Here is a 17,198-nt window from a genome sequence, read left to right on the forward strand (position 1 = left end):
TGGACCTCTCAAGGAAGGCCCCTGTTCAAACCAACGGTACTGGTTGCCTCCTTTTGGATGCTAGGCACGGGCTCCGCCGGTGCGCACGTCAAATGGTTCTCTGTCTATGACACTGCCGCCCAACCACGCGGCCTCGGAGAAGTGCTATGTCAGGATTTCGGTTTCCTTCTTGTCGTTGCCATACTCTGCTTTTTCTCTGGCTGTCTGGTTGAGCAGACTGCTCTGGGTGAACCAATATCACGCCTGCTCGGGCGCTTTGCGTTTGGCCGGGGGCGACATGCTGAGGCGGTAATCCGCACTGGTTGTGGGTTTTTCTTCGTATCGCTCTCTACGACCGGAGGGATCCTACTGACGCCCGAATTGAAAACCACATCCGCCGTTGTGGGGCCCTTGCAGCTGACAATCGCGGCTGGGCTGCTGTCAGCCAGCACGACACCTATATCCGCCGTATGTGTCGTCGCGCTTTTCGGCCTGGCCGTACGGGACTACGGTGTATTTCATATGGCGGACTATTCGATCTTCCTGGGACTTTCGGCCTATCTCGCCCTTACCGGGTTGCAAAAAAGGTTTTTGGGCGTCCTACCGCTAGACATCCTGCGATATTCGACCGCTGCCACGTTGATGTGGGCCTCCGTTGAGAAGTGGGCCTATCCTGGCTGGAGCTTTCCGCTCCTGGCCGCGCATCCCAATATCGCGCTTGGCATAAACAGCGAGTCCTACATGCGGGCCGCGGGCATGATCGAGTTCACACTCGCGTTTGCCCTATTGTGGACGCCTCTGGTTCGACGCCTTTCCGCGATCGTTCTACTTGCAATGTTCGTCAGCGCCTGCGCCGAGTTCGGCAAAGTGGATATAGTCGGCCACTCCGTGATCATCGTCGTGCTTATCACGATTTTCGCAGATGACCGGCCTAAGACGGTGGATCTGCGCGTTCCATGACTCAGTCCGGCGGCGCTCTGTGCGGCGCTCGTGGCAACCATCATGGTCTACTATTCCAGCCATGCGGCGATCTTCAATACCACGATTCTGTAGGCCCTCGCTTCAAGAGGAGCGGAGGTTGAGGGAAACGCTACCAAAGCAAGAAGTTTGCGATCAAGTGCCCCTTAGAAGCTGCCTGAAAAAGATGTGAGTGATTTTGACCTGCCACTGAACTTTCATCCAGCGGCGACTAGATGTGGAGCCTCAATTGAACCGCCCCAGGTTTCTGGACCAGCGGAGGCTGGAGTTTTCCGGCTTCATTCAGGGAGGCGGGCTGGTTGCGCCTCCCGAATTCATCAGCGCGATCGGGACCTTGTTGCCGATTGCGCCATGTGGCCGAACCTCATTGTAGTCTCTACGCCAATCCTCCATCTTTTCGCGCGCATCCGCAAGGGTCAGGAACCAGTGCTGGTTCAGGCATTCCGCCCGGAAGCGGCCGTTGAAGGCTTCGATGAAGGCGTTGTCCGTGGGCTTTCCCGGACGTGAGAAGTCCAGGATCACGCCCTTGGCATAGGCCCATAGGTCGAGATCGCGAGACACAAATTCGGTTCCCTGATCGACACGGATCGTCTTCGGATAGCCGACTTGCCGGCACACCCGCTCCAATGTCTGCACCACGTCTTCGCCGCGATAGCTGTGACGCGGATCAAGCACTGGGACATAGCGCGAGAAGGTATCGACCACTGTCAGAACCCGCAGCTTCTTTCCGGTCGCGAGTTGGTCGTGCACGAAGTCCATCGCCCACACATCGTTGGGTCCCACAGCCTTTTGTCGGTCCTCCCGCAGTTTGGCTTTAACCCGACGCTTCGGTGTCTTATTGCGCAACTGCAGACCCAAGTCTCTGTAAATGCGATAGGTTCGCTTGATGTTGGTGCCCCAGCCCTCGCGTTCCAGGAGCACATGCACGCGTCGATAGCCATAACACACACGGGTCTCGCAGATCTCCCGAATACGACGTTCCAGGCCGGCCTGATCGGCACGGCGAGAGGTGTAATGGTAGGTCGACCGATCGAAGTTCAGCGCCCCACAGGCACGCCGGATCGAGATTGCCCAGTCCCGGCACATGCCCCTTACCACCTCTCGCTTGCGAGCAGGCCTTAGAGCTTTCGCCGGATGACGTCCTGCAACATCTCCCGATCCAGCGTCAGGTCCGCAACGATCTTCTTCAATCGCGCATTCTCGTCCTCGAGCTGCTTCAGCTTCTTCATCTCCGGCGGCAACATTCCGGCGTACTTCTTCTTCCAATTGAAGTAGGTCGCCTGGCTGATCCCCGCCTTCCGGCAGATCTCCGCAACTGGTACCCCCTCATCACCCTGCTTCAGAATGAACGCCTTCTGCGCGTCCGAAAACTGCGATGCCTTCATCGTCTTCCGTTCCTTTCCCAGCCAGGAAAATGCACCGGAAAACTCTAACCAAAACTGGTCCAGTTTGAAGGGTTCAGATCAGTCACGGATCAACCATAACCTCATGATGGAGGCGAGGGAGTTGGAGGGCATGGAAGCTTCGCCAACGCTTGGTGCCATCGACGGCCAAACCGCCAGGGCCAGTGAAAGCGGTGGTATTCGGGGCAAGGACGCAAGCGTCATATCATTGTCGATACGCTCGGGCGGATGGTCGGTCTCATGGTGCACAGCGCCGATATCCAGGATCGCAACTAGGCTCCCGATCTTCTGAAGTCCATTCGCAACCGATGGCCATGGCTGCTTCAAGTCTTTCCCGATGGAGGCTATACGGGAATGGCGACGCGATACTCGACTGCTCCACAATTCTTGGCTATCATCTTACACCGGACCGATCCAGTTAGAGCCTGACTCGAAAAGGTTTCCACGATATCCGTACCTTGCCAGGCGTCGTGTCAGGACGCGGATGTGGGCGATAGTGATCCAGGCTTCGGCTGATGCGACGGACTTTTCCCAATCCTTCGCCAAGCGTCGGCATCTGCCAAGCCATGCGAAGGTGCGCTCCACGACCCAGCGACGCGGCAGAACCTCGAAGCCCTTGGCCTTATCGGTCCGCTTGACGATCTGGAGCGTGAACGCAGCGATCTTTTGCAGTGCGCCCTTCAGCTTCGGTCCGGCATAACCACCGTCCGCGAAGATATGTCTCAGCCAAGGCCAGCGCTTGAGAATGGTTTTGAGGACGGCAGGCGCACCGGCGCGGTCCTGAATATCGGCGCTGTGAACCACGAGGCCGACCATCAATCCGAGCGTATCGACGACGATATGACGCTTGCGTCCCTTTATCTTCTTGCCCGCGTCATAGCCCGAAATTCCGCCGCTTTCCGTGGTTTTCACGCTTTGACTGTCGATCACGCCGGCAGACGGCGAGGCTTCCCGGCCTTCCAGGTCGCGCGCCTCCATAACGAGATGATGGTTGATCCGCAGCCACAAGCCAGTCGCCCGCCATTCGTAGAAATAGGACTGCACAGTGGTAAAAGGCGGAAAATCTTTCGGCATCATCCGCCACTGGCACCCCGTCGTGGCGATGTAAAGCAACGCGTTCACGACTTCGCGAAGATCGGTGCTGCGCGGCCTGCCCAGCCGTCTCGGTCCAGACAGGCAAGGCGCGATCAATCCCCATTCCCGGTCCGTCAGATCGCTTGCATACCGCATTGCCCGTCGGGCATATTGCCGACGGGTGAAATCAGTCCAGCCCATTGTGGTCTCCGTTCGTCCTAAGCAAACAAACAGAATCACAACTGGCTGATTTCACTCAACTCTTTTTCGGTCAGGCTCTAAAAGGCGGAAGGGTCGGCTGACTTGTAGCAAAGACGGCGGCTGGTTCGGTCTTTGTCAGAAGTAGTCCGTCGCACCACACCTGATCAATGCGTCCCCAGAGGCAGGCTGCCGCAGCATCCGGAAAGAAGCCGTGCCCATTTAAATTGGCGCTTGTGTTACAAAGCAGCGGAATGCCCGTCAGCTTCTCGTACTCTACCAATAGCTGAGCCACCTTGTGGTCAGAATTCCTCGGGATCGTCTGAAGCCGAGCGGTCTCATCGATGTGTATCACCGCTGGAATTTGATCGATCCATGCGGACCGGGTCCGATGGTCGAATAGCATATAAGGATCCGGAGTCCCTGGATCGAATATGCCTGGGGCACGATCTTCCAAACAGATTGGTGCTACTGGTCGAAAGTATTCTCGCAATTTCACTTGATTGAGGTAGTCCTTAGCTTCCTTTGACGTCGCTGCGGCCAAGATGCTTCGCCCACCTAAGGCGCGAGGGCCAAGTTCAGCACGACCGGTAAGAAATACTACAGGTTTGTCGTCGGCGAGTAGCTGCGCTAGCTCTGTTAAAGTGCAAGGAGCGCTTTGCCACCCATCGGGGATGTCCCCCAAGGTAATGTTGGGGCCGCGATATACTGACCATTCAATGGCCACGAAGCCTTCTTCGGCAGCCAGCGCGCAGCAAGCGGCACCTATCGCCGATCCACTATCGTTGGGAAAGGGTGGCACCCAAACTGCGTCGAAAAGACCATCAGCGCGGAGCGCACTGTTCCATTTGATATTCAGGCCACATCCACCCGCAATACATAGGTTTCGTGGGAGCGGCATCGAGAGATCACGCAGAGCTGCAGTGACCTCCTCGACGAGCAGCCGCTCAAGGAAAATATGAAATGAAGCAAGTATGTCTTCAGGTTTCGCCGCTCCCAGCCGCCGAGCGCTTTCGTCGAAGAAATCGTGCACAGCTTCTAATAGTGAGTCTTCACTTTGGCTGTTTTGTCTGTAACTGCAAGCAACGGCACCAGCGCCGGCCAAACGCTCCTCGTAGAGTTCACGAAATACTTTTAGAATCTCCTCGCGAGCTGTACCGAGAGCGATGTAGGCCATCATCTTTCCCGCGATATCCAGGTTCCATCCGTCCCTCTTAGTCTGCCTATAGGGCCCAAAATGTTGGCCCGCGATAGCATAGGTATGACCAATGATTGGGAACAGACACTTGATAAAATGAATCCCGCGCGGCTCGACATAGTAGAGCCGTGGAAAAATGCAACCATCCCACACCAAGCAGAATGCGGGCTCTTTGGCCGCTGCGAATGGGCTGGTGCAGTAAGCAGATGCAACGTGGCCAGTAACATGCGGATAACTTTCGTAGGCAAAATTAATGCCGCCGAGCATAAGTCCTGAGCCATGGTAAGCTGCCAGGGGGCTCGTAGCTCCCCTTTCTACATATGGCGCCCCAGCTAGCCTGACGGGCTGCCCGTCACTAAGCACCTCGAACTCGGAAACAGTCTCACCGTCCCAGCCGTCTATAACGAACCGGTCCACATGTGTTGGATCCAGACCATATTCCCCCAAAGCGGCGACGACCGCGTCGAGATCATTGATGTGCTGGAACCGGGGGTTGTTTCGCAACTTCTCCTGTTCAATGGAAAAAATCAGCCTGCCGTCCTCCAGCAGGGCAACTCCTCCGTCATGTGTCAGTTTGATGCCACAAATGCGCATAAAAGCTCCGTACTGATGTTGGAGGTCATTTGCGCGCTTGAAGGTGAGATCTTGTGGCGCAAAGCGACCTCGGCATTGACTTTAGTTGCGGCCGAGCATGAAGGCGCTCTAGTGATCGCCATCAGGTCTGATGGCGATCACTGTTGCCAGCGACTGTTTCGATGCAATAGTTTAATAGGTTAGTGAGTTTTGCTCTTTACCGGCACTCGTGGGTCCTTCGATTGGCAGCATGGTTGCCTAGCAATTATGCGATCTCCGATATTCACAGGCTTTGATAATGGCGTTAGGAGATCGGTGGCAGAATTACAAACAATCCCGCTCGAGCGACGCTTTTTTGGGTTGTCTTTGCTATGCCTTAGTTAGAGAGGTTGGTAAAATCGATTGGTTGGATATAAGACATCCACGCCTCGAATAGACGCCAGAACGATCACATCGATGCCCGCTCCGTGTATCTTTTACGCTGACAGGGAACCTCTGATTGCGTTTGTCGACAGTGACCTCGCATCTTGGTCAAGGCTATTGCTTCACTTCGACGTCAGAGCTGTTCCTGCTCATCATTCCGTTTGAGCCGCCTTAGCGGGTAGTTCTCAACCACCTGCCATCAATGAAGAGACCCGGCAGATTCGGGCCAACATTGGTTCGGCCCCTCGTAAATGCCATGTCGAAAAAGTCGGCGCTCCGCCTCGATACGCGCCCCGAATCTCCTTAGTTTAGTCGGTCACATCATGCTGACGTGACGCAAAGTGGCCAGGTTAAACGTAAGCGGCAAGGAGACCTCATCTGGCGTGGATGATGCTGGGCGGAGTATTCCGGACATACGACTTCTCTGACTGTGGGGATCAATGTCCAGGCCTGCGGCTAGCCTTGGATTGATGCGGATGATCGAGGCGGTGCCCGATCGTCTTGACGGCTCGCCGCGACAGTTGCGGCGGTTCTGGTCTGACGAGTTCAAGGCCACGGCGGTCGAGCAAGCCTGTCAGCCGGGTATGAACGTCTCGGCAGTCGCGCGGCAAATCGGGATACTGCCTTCTCAGCTCTATCGCTGGCGCAGAGAACTGTTGGGCGGTGATGAGCCTGGGCAAGCAGCAGAGACAACGGATTCGCAGAGCTTTGTGTCCGGCCCTGACCCCATCGTTGAAATCGTCATTGGCAATATCGTCGTGCGGGCGGGCTGGCATGCCGACGAGGCGCATCTGCAGCGCGTGATCCGGGCGGTTCGTTCGGCATGATCCCCGCGGGTGTAAAAGTATTCCTCGCCAGCCATCCCATCGACTTCTGCAAAGGGCCGGACAGCCTGCTGCTGGTGCGCGATGCCGGCAGTGATCCGTTCAACGGCTCGCTTTATGTCTTCCGGGCGAAGCGGGGCCAACGACCGACATTCTGCATACGGTTTTCGTTTCGCGACGATCGCATATCCGTGGCATCCGCTGTTTGGGAGCGAGGTGCGGGTTTCGCCGTATCGGCGCGGCAAGAGCCTGATGTCCATCTATACGGACAAGCGGCCCGATCTATCCCATGAGCTGCCGAATTGGATGTTCGACAAGAGCTACTGCAGCGGTATGACGCTTGGGCCAGAGCACCGCGCCACAGGTGAACCTCCGTGTGCGGACGAGAAGTCGGACACGCTTTCCCGAAAGGGGGAGGTCCGCGACCTGGCGGCAATAGCGGCTTCTAACTGTTCGCGATATTCGTCCGCATGCCGGACATGACGCAGTAGCGCCGGCTCGGGAAAGCAAGATGCAGGTCTCATCGTCAATGTGGGTGATGCGTTCGGCGATGAAACCAGCCGGTACCAAATCAGAGGGGCGAAACTTGGTGCTCATCAGGCTGATTCCTTTGTGGAAACCAGCAAGGCAGCATCGTCACAACTGCATCAAAACTGAGTCAGAGCCAAATTTGCACGCCGGAACACAACCAATGACGGTGGCGGCATAACCGAGGCGGAAATCCACTTAGCAAAACGCCCGAAACTGTTCAGACAAACCGAGCCAGCTCTATCGCTACCCCGACGAGTTGCCGCGCTGCGGCAAACTGTCGAAGCTCGGCGAGGATATTACCGAGACCCCTGTGGTTATCCCGCGTCAGTGGAAGGTCATCCAGACAGTGCGGAAGAAGTTCACCTACCGCGAGTGCGAGAAGATTGCGCAGCCGCCAGCACCCTTCCATGTGACGCCCCCGCGGCTTCGCCGGGCCGAACCTGTTGGCGATGATCCTGCCGATGCACAAAGATCTCGGCCGGCATATCGTATGGTCGTCGCGCGTGTGCGACAATGCACACGACTTTTGTCGCCTCCACGACATTTTCCGAATTGGTCCGACGTCAGTTCAATCCATGTTTGCCTTTGAAATTGAAGTCAAATCCGCATTTCCTCGATTCAGGTCGCGACTTGGCACGGTTCTTGCGCCTCCCTATGTGGTGGCGGAAGCTGCCCGCAATTATTGACGGGACAGGGCGACGTTCCATAGGGAAGGCAAGAAGCATGGCAGGTTTGCGTCAAATCGCATTCTACGGAAAAGGCGGGATCGGTAAATCGACCACTTCCCAAAATACGCTCGCGGCGATGGTCGAACTGGGGCAGAGGATCCTCATCGTCGGCTGCGACCCAAAGGCCGATTCAACACGCCTTATCCTGAACGCGAAGGCGCAGGATACTGTTCTTCATCTTGCGGCAACAAAAGGTTCGGTTGAAGACTTGGAACTCCAGGATGTGCTCAAACTGGGGTACAAAGGCATTCGATGTGTGGAGTCCGGTGGTCCGGAACCCGGCGTCGGCTGCGCTGGCCGCGGTGTTATTACGTCTATCAACTTTCTGGAGGAGAACGGCGCATATGATGATGTGGACTATGTCTCCTATGACGTACTGGGCGATGTGGTGTGTGGCGGCTTTGCGATGCCAATTCGGGAAAACAAGGCCCAAGAAATCTACATCGTGATGTCCGGAGAGATGATGGCACTCTACGCTGCCAACAATATCGCCAGAGGCATCCTTAAGTATGCGACGGTCGGCAGCGTGCGCCTAGGTGGCCTGATTTGTAATGAACGTCAGACTGACCGTGAACTGGATCTTGCCGAAGCACTCGCTGCGAGGCTGAATTCAAAGCTCATTCACTTTGTGCCACGCGACAACATCGTGCAGCACGCCGAGCTTAGAAAGATGACGGTGATCCAATATGCCCCAGAATCCCAACAGGCTGGGGAGTACCGAAAGTTGGCTGAGAAAATTCACGCCAACTCGGGCCAAGGGACAATTCCGACTCCGATCACGATGGAAGAGTTGGAGGACATGTTGCTCGACTTCGGAATCATGAAGACAGATGAGCAGATGCTCGCGGAACTTCAGGCCAAGGACGCGAACGCGCCGCTTTCTAGTCGCTGACTCCTTCCGACGAGGTTTGCGCAGTTGATCCCTGCGCGTCGAAACGGATGGCGGCTCGCTCGCGAGGCGCCACTATCATCTTGGAAGCAAGGCAGGATCGAATGAGCGCGAACTACGAAAATGACAGCGCCTTTCACGCGAAGGTGATAGAGGATGTGCTGTCTGGACATCACGATAGGACGGCCAAACGCCGTAACAAGCATCTCAATGTGGCAACGGGTGAAGATGCGAGCAGCCTGGGCAACTCCTCAACGCCCCGATCCGACGTGAAGTCGAACGTTAAATCAATTCCTGGAGTGATGACCATCCGCGGCTGCGCCTATGCAGGCTCAAAGGGTGTCGTTTGGGGCCCGATCAAGGACATGGTCCACATCTCGCATGGACCGGTTGGGTGCGGTCAGTATTCGTGGTCGCAGCGCCGCAACTACTATATGGGTCAAACAGGAATCGATACCTTTGTCACCATGCAATTTACTTCGGACTTTCAAGAGAAGGATATCGTTTTTGGCGGCGACAAAAAACTGGAAAAGGTTATCGATGAGATCGAAGAACTGTTTCCGCTGAACAACGGCGTTACAATACAATCCGAATGCCCGATCGGCCTGATCGGCGACGACATCGAGGCTGTATCTCGGAAGAAGGCAGCAGAATACAAAAAAACGATTGTGCCGGTGCGTTGCGAGGGCTTTCGTGGTGTTTCCCAGTCTCTCGGCCACCACATCGCCAACGATGCTATACGAGATTGGATCTTCGACAAGAAGAACCCGGATTTTACGCCCGGTGCCTTCGACGTTAACGTCATAGGCGATTACAACATAGGTGGTGACGCATGGGCATCGCGCCTTTTACTCGAGGAGGTCGGCCTGCGAGTGATCGGTAACTGGTCTGGAGATGCCACGCTCGCTGAAATAGAGCGCGCACCGAAAGCCAAGCTAAACCTAATCCACTGCTACCGCTCGATGAATTACATATCACGGCACATGGAAGAGAAGTACGACGTCCCTTGGATGGAGTACAATTTTTTTGGTCCAACTCAGATCGCGACCTCGCTACGCGCCATAGCCAAGCACTTTGGGCCTCAGATCGAGGATACGACGGAAAAAGTAATCGCCAAGCATCAACCTTTCATCGATGCTGTGACGGACAGGTACGGTCCGCGCCTCAATGGCAAAAGGGTGATGCTCTACGTCGGCGGCTTGCGCCCCCGTCACGTCATTACTGCCTATGAGGATCTCGGGATGCAGGTCGTCGGCACAGGCTACGAATTCGGTCACGGTGATGATTATCAGCGAACCAGTCATTATACCAAAAAGGGCACTCTGATCTACGACGATCTCAATGGTTACGAACTTGAGAAATTCATCGATGCGATTCGCCCTGACCTGGTCGGCTCGGGTATCAAGGAAAAATACACGGTACAGAAGATGGGCATACCGTTCCGTCAGATGCATTCTTGGGATTATTCCGGCCCGTATCACGGCTATGATGGCTTTGCGATTTTCGCCCGCGACATGGATCTCGCAATAAACAACCCGGTATGGGGCCTCTACGAGGCACCTTGGAAAAAGGCTACGGCACCCTCAGCGGTCGCAGCCGAATAGTCCCCCCTCTGTTCGTAGCCAGAAACTGCTAAAACGTGAAGTGCTTGAGGATAGGTAGGCCTCCGCGCAACGGTACGGCCGTTGAGAAAGGTGACGCCATGACGCGACCAGCCGAAAAAATCCTGGATCATGCTGCCCTGTTCCGCGAACCCGAATACAGGAAGATGTTGGGCGAGAAGAAGATAAACTTCGAATCGCCTCACCTGGACCAAGTCGCTTCGGATCAACGTGACTTCACCAAGACGTGGAAATATCGCGATAAAAATCTGGCTCGCGAAGCGCTCGTCGTTAACCCCGCCAAGGCGTGCCAGCCGTTAGGCGCGGTTTTCGCGGCCGCCGGCTTTGAGCGGACAATGTCTTTTGTACATGGAAGTCAGGGCTGCGCCGCCTACTATCGATCGCATCTGTCGCGCCATTTCAAGGAACCGTCCTCGCTGGTGTCCTCGTCAATGACTGAAGATGCAGCTGTATTCGGTGGCTTGAAAAATATGGTCGACGGTCTTGCCAACGCTTACAAACTCTACGACCCGAAGATGATCGCAGTCTCGACCTCCTGTATGGCGGAGGTGATTGGCGACGATTTACATGGTTTCATCGAGAATGCCAGGAACGAAGGATCCGTACCAGCGGATTTCGACGTGCCGTACGCACACACGCCGGCCTTCGTCGGAAGCCATGTGGATGGTTATGACAGCATGGTCAAAGGTGTACTGGAGCATTTTTGGGCCGGGAAAGAGCGCAGCGAAAACCCATATTCTATCAATATTATCCCAGGTTTCGATGGCTTTTGTGTCGGCAACATACGCGAACTAAAGCGACTGCTCACTTTGATGGACGTGTCCTATGCATTTATTTCGGATGCCTCCGATCAATTCGATACACCATCCGATGGTGAGTTCCGCATGTATGATGGAGGCACAAAGCTCGATGATGTGAAGGCGGCGCTCAACTCCGGCACGACGGTGTCGTTGCAGCACTATAATACTCGCAGGACCCTTGAATATTGCAAAGAAGTTGGACAGGAGACGGCTTCCTTCCACTATCCTCTCGGTGTCCAAGGGACTGACGAATTTCTGATGAAGATATCCCAGATATCCGGAAAGACCATTTCCGAAACCATCCGGCTGGAGAGAGGCCGGTTGATCGATGCCATGGCAGACAGCCAGTCGTGGCTACACGGAAAGAAGTACGCCATCTATGGCGACCCCGACTTTGTTTATGCCATCGCACGTTTCATTATGGAGACTGGCGGCGAACCCACCCACTGTTTGGCCACCAATGGCACGTTGGCGTGGGAAAGCGAGATGAAGGAATTACTCGCATCGTCGCCCTTCGGCGAAGATGCGCAGGTTTGGGCTGGCAAGGATCTGTGGGCAATGAGATCCCTGTTGTTCACCGAACCGGTTGATCTACTGATCGGCAATTCCTATGGAAAATACCTTGAGCGGGATGCCGAGACTCCATTGATCCGACTGACGTTTCCAATCTTCGACCGGCACCACCACCACCGGTTTCCTCTCATGGGATATGTTGGAGGTCTGCGTGTCCTAACGGCTATCCTCGACAAGATCTTCGACAAGCTGGATCATGAGACGATGAAGCTAGGTGCGACTGACTTTTCTTACGACCTTACCCGATAGGAGGAACGGCCGGTCTGGGGGCCGGCTCTCTGTTCATCGATTTCAAGGCAACCCAATGCTCTCAGTCAACTCGACACCTCAGGATTCCCTCAGCCAGCCCCTGCGCAAGATAAGCGGCGGCAATGGTGCCAAAAGGCCGATCAACCTAGGAGCCGCCGCGGGCTGCGCGTTTGACGGCGCCAAAGTAGTGTTACAGCCTATTTCCGACGTAGCCCATCTAGTACATGCGCCGTTGGCCTGCGAGGGCAATTCTTGGGACAATCGTGGGGCAGCATCGTCAGGTTCTAGGCTTTGGCGGACAAGCTTCACGACGGATTTAACTGAACTCGAAATATTGATGGGACACAGCGAGCGGAAGCTCTTCGAAGCCATCTGCGAGATCAAAAAAGACCACGCACCGGCAGCGATCTTTGTCTATGCAACTTGCGTCCCTGCAATGATCGGCGACGACATTGTGGCGGTATGTCGTTCCGCAACGGAAGAATTCGCCATTCCGGTGGTGCCGGTCAACGCGCCTGGCTTTCTCGGTGCGAAGAAGCTCGGCAATAGGCTCGCTGGCCAGGCGTTGTTTGACCATGTCATTGGCACAGTGGAGCCTGAGGACTGCGGACCTCACGACATCAATATCCTAGGCGAATTCAATATTTCCGGCGAATTCTGGCTCGTGAAGCCGCTCTTGGACACACTCGGCATCCGCGTTCGCGCCTGCATTCCTGGCGACGCCCGCTATTTGCAGGTCGCCTCTGCTCACCGCGCGCGTGCGACTATGGTGGTCTGTTCGTCCGCCCTCATCAATCTTGCTCAAAAAATGGAGGAGCGCTGGGATATTCCCTTTTTTGAAGGCTCCTTCTATGGCATCTCTGGCACGTCGAACGCACTCCGGCGGATCGCTGGCCTGTTAGTCGAGAACGGCGCCGACGCCGAACTTCTCGATCGCGCGGAAGCGCTTATCTCGGTAGAAGAAAACAGAGCATGGAAACGGCTGGAAATATACCGGGCTGGGCTCAAGGGCAAGCGCGTCCTGCTCAACACCGGCGGGGTGAAATCTTGGTCGTTGGTCCATGCGCTGTTGGAGATCGGCATGGAGATCGTGGCGACATCGGTCAAAAAATCTACCGATGACGATAGAGGTCGTATCAAGCAGGTTCTGAAAGAGGAGTGCCATCTGCATGACTCGATTGCCCCGAGCAGACTCTACTCGACGCTCACAGGAGGCAAAGCGGACATCATGCTGTCGGGCGGTCGTACGCAATTCATCGCTCTTGAGGCAAAGGTGCCGTGGCTCGACATTAACCAGGAGCGGCGTCACGCTTATGCGGGCTATGAGGGAATGTTGCAGCTAGTGCGTCAGACCTACCTGGCAATCCACAACCCCATTTGGACAGAACTACGCGAACCGGCACCATGGGAGCAGCATCGGGATGCAAACATCAGGGAGCATGGCGAGCGCGAACCTGACCAAATCCCCCTTCAGTTCGGGCATTGAGGGCGGTTGAGATCCCCAAATGGTCAATATCTTTTCCCAAACAAAAGCTGCGGCAATCAACCCACTGAAATCGTCTCAGCCGCTGGGGGCTGCCTTGGCGTTTCTTGGCATCGATCGTGCGATTCCCTTGATCCACGGCAGCCAAGGGTGTGCAAGCTTTGGGCTCGTGCTACTCGGAAGACATTTCAGCGAGACGATCCCTCTGCGCACTACAGCGATGGACGAAATCGTAACGGTTCTCGGCGGCGCGAAACGTCTTGAAGAAGCAATCCTCACTTTAAAGCCACGCGTCAAACCGCAACTTATCGGGATATGCACCTCCGCCCTGGTTGAGACTCGAGATGACGACATCGCCGGTGAACTCTTGAAAATGAAGGGCGAGCGGGCCGCGGAGCTAAGTGGCACCGAGGTGGTGCTCGCCAGTTCGCCGGATTTCGCTGGAGCAATGGAGGAGGGCTGGTCCACGGCGGTTACCGCTCTTATCGAGGAGATTACGCTGCCCGGCGAACACCCACGCGATGCCACAAAAATTGCAGTCTTGCCAGGGTCGAACCTAACGGTTGCTGATCTCGAGCATTTGCGCGAGACAATAGAGCATTTCGGGTTAAACCCGATAATTTTGCCTGATCTGTCGGATTCGCTCGGCGGCATCATACCGGAGCAATGGGTTGCGACAACGTATGGCGGTACGAAAGTTGACGAAATTCGCCACCTCGGTTCGGCCATCCGGTGCATCGCCATCGGGGAACAAATGAGGCGACCGGCTGAAGCGTTGAAGCGAATAACAGGCGTCCCTTACGTGCTGCACGGATCCCTCACGGGCCTAAAGAACGCCGATCGATTCATCAGTCTACTCGCCGAGATTTCGTCAGAAGAAGCACCGCTGAGCATTCGGCGTCGCCGCATGCAATTGCAGGACGCGATGCTCGACGGGCACTTTCACCTAACCGGCAAAAGAATAGCAATTGGCTCCGATCCGGATCAGTTGGTCCAGTTTATTGACTTCTTCACCGGGATGGGGGCGGAAGTAACCGTAGCTGTCTCCACGACTGGGATGTCCAAAGCACTTCAATCAGTTTCGCTCGAAACCATACATATCGGCGATCTTTGGAATCTTGAACACCTTGCTGCTGGGGCCGACCTTCTCGTTACTCATTCGCACGGCCGACAAGCAGCAGATCGGCTCAACATTCCGCTGATGCGCGTCGGCTTTCCCGTCTTCGACCGCTTGGGCAACCAACACAAACTCACGATCCTCTATCAGGGAACGCGCGACCTGATCTACGAGGCTGCCAATATCATTCAGGCGAGCCAACACCAGCCAAACCCTGGGAGAACTGATTCGCCCCTGAATATGGAAGTGTAAGATGAGCTCCATTCGTCGTCTCTCGCTTGTCGACAAACGACTGCGGGAAATAGGGGCGGAGCGGCCTGCAGGTACCTTGCGGCTTGCGATCGCCACTCAAGACATGAAAAGGCTGAATGGCCATTTCGGATCCGCCGAACGATTTGCGATCTACGATGTGACGCCAGATTCGCTCAGTTTCATAGGAGCTGTTGTATTCGAAAATCTGTCTGATGAGTTGACCGGTCAACGAACACCGCATCACGAGCGCCTGGCCGCAAAAATCGCGGTTCTGTCCACGTGCCAGCTTTTCTTTTGTATTGGTATTGGCGGACCTTCGGCGGCGAGAGTTATTTCGGCGAATATCCACCCGATCAAGCTGCCGCGGCCTGAAGGAATAGGGGCGTTGCTGGCTCGTGTTCAGAGTAGGTTGAAAGCAGGCCCTCCACCATGGCTCCGTAGGGCCATAGCGCAGGCAGGTGCAACGGGAAAGAAAGCGAGCTTGGACGACAAAGGCTGACGATGGCGAGCTTTGAAGTTCGAACAGTTATACCTCGTGCCAATGAGGAAACTGCGGTCAAGACGTCCACTGTCTCGTGCGGCTGATGCGAGCAAGGGAATCTCTGAATGATTCCGCAAAAAACCTCTCAGCCACGCGGACCACATCGGGTCGAGTTGCAGTCCAGATATGTTCCAGCTTTGCTGTTTGGGACATTGCTCGAGGAGAATACATTGCTTTGGAGTAATCGAAATGAACGGTTCAGGCTTCACCCGCGACGGCTGCAGTTGGATTCCGGAATACCTAAACTTCGTCGATCCTGGGACGTGCATCGGCTGCGGGCGTTGCTTTAAGGTCTGCTCGCGTGAGGTCATGCACCTTTACGGGATTAATGACGCAGATCAGATACTTGGCGTCTGCCGCGGAGCGGAGGAAGATTTCGACGGAGAACTCACTCGCGTAATTATGGCGGTTGACTATCCCGGTCGCTGTATCGGCTGCGGAGCCTGCGCCCGCGTCTGTCCCAAGAATTGCCAGGTCCATGTAAGGGCTGACCTATTGCTGAGTGAACCTGATAAATAATCCCTGTCTGCGGGGTATTTCATATTCGTTGCACCGGTCGCTGCGTGCAAAGCGATCGTCACGGCAAACGGCAGGTCTCGTCTTAAGTTGGTGTCGTTTCGCAACGCCTTTTCGATGACACGGGGTCATGATCCTAGGCTGAGGGCGCCCGTGCTCTTCGATGTGACATCAGACGGGGACGTCGCGACGCACGCGCCGTGCGCAACCCGACAACGAATGCCATCCGTATAAACTGAGAGCAGTGGAGCCCATATGGATACCTGTACAACGTTCGCTTGTGGGACGATTTATATCTAGAAGTTGTGGCTAGATGACACGCCGTGACGGAGCTTGGAGAAGCCTATCATGCACATCGTAGTTTGTATCAAGCAGGTGCCGGACTCTACCCAGATCCGTGTCCACCCGGTGACGAACACAATCATGCGCCAAGGCGTGCCCACCATAATCAACCCCTACGACCTCTTTGCACTTGAGGAGGCGCTCAGGTTGCGCGACCTCTTTGCGCTTGAGGAGGCGCGCTGGTTGCGTGACCCCAGTCGTGGAAAGGTAACCGTTGTCACCATGGGCCCGCCGATGGCAGCGCAAGCGCTGCGCAAAGCGCTTACATACGGGGCAGACCGCGCGGTACTCGTAACGGATCGCCGTTTCGCAGGTTCCGACACGCTAGCAACGTCATTTGCTCTATCTTGCGCTATCGCGAAGATCGGTGAACGTTTCGGTCCTCCCGATATTATCTTTACGGGCAAACAAACCATCGACGGCGATACCGCCCAAGTCGGACCGGGAATCGCCAAGTGCCTGAATATCCAGCAACTGACCTATATCAAAAGGGTCACCCGCATCGATCATTTGCGGCGCTCAATTGACGTCGAGAGGTGTTTGGAGGGCGGGACACAGTTTATCGAGAGCAAAATGCCGTGCCTCATCACCATGTTGGACGGCCTCAACACTATTCGCCGCGGCTCTATCGATGAATCCTTGCGTGCCGCACGTTCTTCAATCCTGACGTGGGGTGTAGCAGATCTAGGCGTTAGGGACGTGGATAAATTCGGCTTGAAAGGATCGCCGACTGTCGTGAAGCGGGTATTTGCTCCTGCGCCGAGGGCGCAGAAATCCGTGCAACTCGGGACTGCTAACAAAACCGTGCGGCATGTCGCTGACGAGCTTGTGGCCTGGATATCCAGCCATCAACCGAAGTTGGCAGATGGGCCATTGTCCAAACCAGGTGCGTGAGCAGAAAGGGC

General features: G+C 55.6%; 12 protein-coding genes and 4 pseudogenes. 12 read left to right on the top strand and 4 right to left on the bottom strand.

From position 1 onward, the window contains the following. Positions 1-57: 57 nt before the first annotated feature. Positions 58-1,032 (top strand): annotated as a pseudogene (locus RG540_RS27700) (hypothetical protein). A 207-nt stretch (positions 1,033-1,239) separates the two neighbouring features. Here the strand turns inward: RG540_RS27700 and RG540_RS27705 are convergent. After that, positions 1,240-2,342 (bottom strand): IS3 family transposase gene (locus tag RG540_RS27705; RefSeq protein ID WP_157884702.1). Its coding sequence is split into 2 segments (ribosomal slippage): positions 1,240-2,081 and positions 2,081-2,342, totalling 1,104 coding nucleotides; the frame shifts between segments, so codons are not numbered across the junction. An 85-nt stretch (positions 2,343-2,427) separates the two neighbouring features. On the opposite strand from RG540_RS27705, the pseudogene RG540_RS31980 reads away from it, so the two are divergent. Beyond that, a pseudogene (locus RG540_RS31980) lies at positions 2,428-2,714 on the top strand (transposase); the annotation flags it as partial. Positions 2,715-2,759: 45 nt separating this feature from the next. Here RG540_RS31980 and RG540_RS27720 read toward each other — a convergent pair. Together RG540_RS27720 and nodU are read right to left on the bottom strand one after the other, a co-directional pair. Beyond that, the gene (locus tag RG540_RS27720) at positions 2,760-3,635 is read right to left on the bottom strand and encodes an IS5 family transposase (protein ID WP_051909852.1); all 876 of its coding nucleotides are present in this window, start codon (positions 3,633-3,635) and stop codon (positions 2,760-2,762) included. A gap of 70 nt (positions 3,636-3,705) precedes the next feature. Next, a complete protein-coding gene (nodU, locus tag RG540_RS27725; RefSeq protein WP_051909854.1) occupies positions 3,706-5,424 on the bottom strand; it encodes a nodulation protein NodU in 1,719 nt (572 codons plus the stop codon). An 878-nt stretch (positions 5,425-6,302) separates the two neighbouring features. Between nodU and RG540_RS33670 the strand changes: the two genes are divergently transcribed. After that, positions 6,303-6,653, top strand: a complete 351-nt coding sequence (locus RG540_RS33670; RefSeq protein ID WP_157884703.1) for a transposase — start codon at positions 6,303-6,305, stop codon at positions 6,651-6,653. Between the two features lie 345 nt (positions 6,654-6,998). On the opposite strand, the pseudogene RG540_RS31985 reads toward RG540_RS33670, so the two are convergent. Further along, positions 6,999-7,247 (bottom strand): annotated as a pseudogene (locus RG540_RS31985) (transposase family protein); the annotation flags it as partial. 181 nt (positions 7,248-7,428) lie between these two features. Between RG540_RS31985 and RG540_RS31990 the strand changes: the two are divergent. The 9 genes and pseudogenes from RG540_RS31990 to RG540_RS27775 form a co-directional block, all read left to right on the top strand. Next, positions 7,429-7,666: pseudogene (locus tag RG540_RS31990) on the top strand (IS66 family transposase zinc-finger binding domain-containing protein); the annotation flags it as partial. A 238-nt stretch (positions 7,667-7,904) separates the two neighbouring features. Further along, on the top strand, positions 7,905-8,801 hold the full coding sequence (gene nifH, locus RG540_RS27740) for a nitrogenase iron protein (protein WP_041365305.1): 897 nt from the start codon (positions 7,905-7,907) through the stop codon (positions 8,799-8,801). Positions 8,802-8,902: 101 nt separating this feature from the next. Continuing rightward, positions 8,903-10,402, top strand: coding sequence for a nitrogenase molybdenum-iron protein alpha chain (gene nifD / locus RG540_RS27745; RefSeq protein WP_041366477.1), 1,500 nt, complete (start codon positions 8,903-8,905; stop codon positions 10,400-10,402). Positions 10,403-10,500: 98 nt separating this feature from the next. Beyond that, entirely contained in the window at positions 10,501-12,042 is a 1,542-nt protein-coding gene (nifK, locus tag RG540_RS27750; RefSeq protein ID WP_041365307.1) for a nitrogenase molybdenum-iron protein subunit beta, read from the top strand. Positions 12,043-12,097: 55 nt separating this feature from the next. Further along, complete coding sequence (gene nifE / locus RG540_RS27755; protein ID WP_046602079.1) at positions 12,098-13,528, top strand: nitrogenase iron-molybdenum cofactor biosynthesis protein NifE; 1,431 nt, start codon at positions 12,098-12,100, stop codon at positions 13,526-13,528. Positions 13,529-13,547: 19 nt separating this feature from the next. Continuing rightward, positions 13,548-14,894, top strand: a complete 1,347-nt coding sequence (gene nifN / locus RG540_RS27760; protein ID WP_041365309.1) for a nitrogenase iron-molybdenum cofactor biosynthesis protein NifN — start codon at positions 13,548-13,550, stop codon at positions 14,892-14,894. Between the two features lies 1 nt (position 14,895). After that, on the top strand, positions 14,896-15,393 hold the full coding sequence (nifX, locus tag RG540_RS27765) for a nitrogen fixation protein NifX (protein WP_041365311.1): 498 nt from the start codon (positions 14,896-14,898) through the stop codon (positions 15,391-15,393). A gap of 231 nt (positions 15,394-15,624) precedes the next feature. After that, positions 15,625-15,954, top strand: a complete 330-nt coding sequence (gene fdxB, locus RG540_RS31995; RefSeq protein ID WP_080725100.1) for a ferredoxin III, nif-specific — start codon at positions 15,625-15,627, stop codon at positions 15,952-15,954. Positions 15,955-16,299: 345 nt separating this feature from the next. Continuing rightward, positions 16,300-17,187 carry an electron transfer flavoprotein subunit beta/FixA family protein gene (locus RG540_RS27775; RefSeq protein WP_041365315.1) on the top strand — a complete coding sequence of 296 codons (888 nt, stop codon included), beginning with the start codon at positions 16,300-16,302 and terminating at the stop codon, positions 17,185-17,187. Positions 17,188-17,198 lie beyond the last annotated feature (11 nt).

Source organism: Neorhizobium galegae bv. orientalis str. HAMBI 540 (genome assembly GCF_000731315.1).
GTDB lineage: Bacteria > Pseudomonadota > Alphaproteobacteria > Rhizobiales > Rhizobiaceae > Neorhizobium > Neorhizobium galegae.

What these genes read in the sequence shown, in the direction of transcription:
- nifX (WP_041365311.1), top strand. Translation starts at nt 14,896, where the DNA reads ATGAGCTCCATTCGTCGTCTCTCGCTTGTCGACAAACGACTGCGGGAA.
- RG540_RS27720 (WP_051909852.1), bottom strand. Translation starts at nt 3,635, where the DNA reads ATGGGCTGGACTGATTTCACCCGTCGGCAATATGCCCGACGGGCAATG.
- RG540_RS33670 (WP_157884703.1), top strand. Translation starts at nt 6,303, where the DNA reads ATGATCGAGGCGGTGCCCGATCGTCTTGACGGCTCGCCGCGACAGTTG.
- nifN (WP_041365309.1), top strand. Translation starts at nt 13,548, where the DNA reads ATGGTCAATATCTTTTCCCAAACAAAAGCTGCGGCAATCAACCCACTG.
- nifD (WP_041366477.1), top strand. Translation starts at nt 8,903, where the DNA reads ATGAGCGCGAACTACGAAAATGACAGCGCCTTTCACGCGAAGGTGATA.
- nifH (WP_041365305.1), top strand. Translation starts at nt 7,905, where the DNA reads ATGGCAGGTTTGCGTCAAATCGCATTCTACGGAAAAGGCGGGATCGGT.
- RG540_RS27775 (WP_041365315.1), top strand. Translation starts at nt 16,300, where the DNA reads ATGCACATCGTAGTTTGTATCAAGCAGGTGCCGGACTCTACCCAGATC.
- nifE (WP_046602079.1), top strand. Translation starts at nt 12,098, where the DNA reads ATGCTCTCAGTCAACTCGACACCTCAGGATTCCCTCAGCCAGCCCCTG.
- nodU (WP_051909854.1), bottom strand. Translation starts at nt 5,424, where the DNA reads ATGCGCATTTGTGGCATCAAACTGACACATGACGGAGGAGTTGCCCTG.
- nifK (WP_041365307.1), top strand. Translation starts at nt 10,501, where the DNA reads ATGACGCGACCAGCCGAAAAAATCCTGGATCATGCTGCCCTGTTCCGC.
- fdxB (WP_080725100.1), top strand. Translation starts at nt 15,625, where the DNA reads ATGAACGGTTCAGGCTTCACCCGCGACGGCTGCAGTTGGATTCCGGAA.